Source organism: Flavobacterium sp., assembly GCF_041392005.1.
Classification (GTDB): Bacteria; Bacteroidota; Bacteroidia; order Flavobacteriales; family Flavobacteriaceae; genus Flavobacterium.
Genome location: NZ_JAWKMX010000049.1, coordinates 1 through 1,991 on the forward strand (window position 1 = coordinate 1; position 1,991 = coordinate 1,991).

4 protein-coding genes and 1 pseudogene are annotated in these 1,991 nt (G+C 29.1%); 1 reads left to right on the forward strand and 4 read right to left on the reverse strand.

Annotated features, from left to right (window positions below):
• Together R2808_RS11435 and R2808_RS11440 are read right to left on the reverse strand one after the other, a co-directional pair.
• On the reverse strand, positions 1 to 234 hold a 234-nt coding region (locus tag R2808_RS11435), incomplete at its 3' end, for a hypothetical protein (protein ID WP_371271142.1).
• A gap of 79 nt (positions 235 to 313) precedes the next feature.
• The gene (locus R2808_RS11440) at positions 314 to 868 is read right to left on the reverse strand and encodes a thioredoxin family protein (RefSeq protein WP_371271143.1); all 555 of its coding nucleotides are present in this window, start codon (positions 866 to 868) and stop codon (positions 314 to 316) included.
• 92 nt (positions 869 to 960) lie between these two features.
• Here R2808_RS11440 and R2808_RS11445 point away from each other — a divergent pair, with 92 nt between their 5' ends.
• Positions 961 to 1,305 (forward strand): tRNA-binding protein, encoded by a 345-nt coding sequence (locus R2808_RS11445; RefSeq protein WP_371271144.1) that lies wholly within the window; start codon positions 961 to 963, stop codon positions 1,303 to 1,305.
• A 45-nt stretch (positions 1,306 to 1,350) separates the two neighbouring features.
• Here R2808_RS11445 and R2808_RS11450 read toward each other — a convergent pair whose 3' ends face one another.
• Complete coding sequence (locus R2808_RS11450) at positions 1,351 to 1,722, reverse strand: PUR family DNA/RNA-binding protein (protein ID WP_371271145.1); 372 nt, start codon at positions 1,720 to 1,722, stop codon at positions 1,351 to 1,353.
• Between the two features lie 69 nt (positions 1,723 to 1,791).
• A pseudogene (locus R2808_RS11455) lies at positions 1,792 to 1,991 on the reverse strand (ABC transporter); the annotation flags it as partial.

Genomic DNA, 1,991 nt, shown 5'->3' on the forward strand with positions numbered 1-1,991 from the left:
AATTCCTAGAAAAGTATGAAATCCTGAAATTTTATCGTTTTCAATAAATATACTTTTTCGTAAAAAAAGTAAGAAAGTAAGAAAACATATAAAAAGAGATGAAATTATAATAAATGTAAGAATCGGTTTTTCAAAAATTATAAAACCAATAGTTATGCCGAGAGTTACAATGCTTGCTATTATTAGATTTAGCTTTCTATAATAATCCCAAGAACTTTCAATAGTTTTTCTCATATAATTAAAAATAAAAATTCGCAAATTTTTTACTTTAAACTGTTAACTACTAACTGTTAACTGTAAACTAAAGACTAATCTATTTCCATTTAATATTACAACCAATACTTGGTTTTTGCGGTTCGTTTACTTTTCGGTTAAACATTAGCGCATCAATAGCATTTCGTAAATCGTAGCCATTAATAGGAATGCCGTTGGAAGGTCGTGAATCATCAAGTTGTCCACGGTAAACTAATTTATCTTGCCCATCATACAGATAAAAATCGGGTGTGCAAGCGGCATCATAAGCCTTGGCAGTTTCTTGTGTTTCATCATACAAGTATGGAAAATCAATATGATTTTTTAAGGCAAAATCGGCCATTTTATTAGGAGCATCTTGTGGGTAATTTTCAATATCGTTACTTGAAATAGCAACAAAACCAATTCCTTGCACACGATAATCGTTAGCAATTCGAACAATTTCATCAATTACATGCAATACAAAAGGGCAGTGGTTACATATAAAAACTACTACTGTTCCTTTTTTACCTTTTACGGTATCAAATGTAAACGATTCATTTAAGTTGGTTGCAGGCAAATTAAAGTTAGGTGCTTTAGTCCCAATAGGAAGCATGTTTGATGGAGTTTGCGCCATTTTATTTTTATAAATATTAAGTTGTATTAGTTATACGTTTCCTTTTTAAAAAAGTTACAAAAACTAAAATTTCATACATTTGAATAAAAAGAATGATGACAACTACAATTTCATGGCAAGATTTTGAAAAAATAGCTATTCATGTGGGAACGATAATTGAAGTGAATGATTTTCCTGAAGCTCGAAAGCCTGCATTTCAATTAAAAATTGATTTTGGAACGGAAATAGGAATTAAAAAGTCATCAGCTCAAATTACCTTACGCTATACTAAAGAAACATTACTTGGGAAGCAAATAATTGCCGTAGTAAATTTTGAACCAAAACAAATAGGAACTTTTATGAGTGAATGTTTGGTTCTTGGTTTGGTTGGAAATTCTAATGATGTGGTATTATTATCGCCCGATTTTCAAGTTGAAAATGGTTTAAAAACGGCATAAAAAAAGTCTGGATTTACCAGACTTAATTTTTCGTTATAAAAGTGATTAAATATCATCGAAACTTACATCTGTAAAACTTTCTGTTGATGTGTTTTCTGCTTCTACACTGTTGTATTCTCTTTTAAAATCTTTTTGATGTCTTTCTGAAATTACTTCTTCGCCTTTTTGTTCAATAACAAAATTAGTCATTTCATTTAAAATTTCTGTAAAAGCAACAAAATCTTCCTTGTATAAATAAATTTTGTGTTTTTTAAAGTGGTACGATCCATCTTCTTCAGTAAACTTTTTGCTTTCGGTAATCGTAATGTAGTAATCGTCTGCTTTTGTAGATCTTACATCAAAAAAATAGGTTCTTCTACCGGCTCTTAATACTTTAGAAAAAATTTCTTCTTTTTCTAACATGTCATTTTCTCTCATATTCAGTCATTCAGTTTTTGTTAAACAGTAACCAAAAGTCATAAAAAAAAATTATATAACCAATTTTTTTTAACTATTTTCTTTTTCCGATAATTGTTTCGAATGCAATTCTTTGTAATAACCGTCAACTGTTAATAATTGATTATGAGAACCTTGTTGTATTATTTTTCCATTATCGAGAATAATAATTTTATCGGCATTTTTAACAGTCGATACTCTATGGCTCACGATAAGCATGGTTTTATTGTTACCAAATGCGGTTAAGTTAT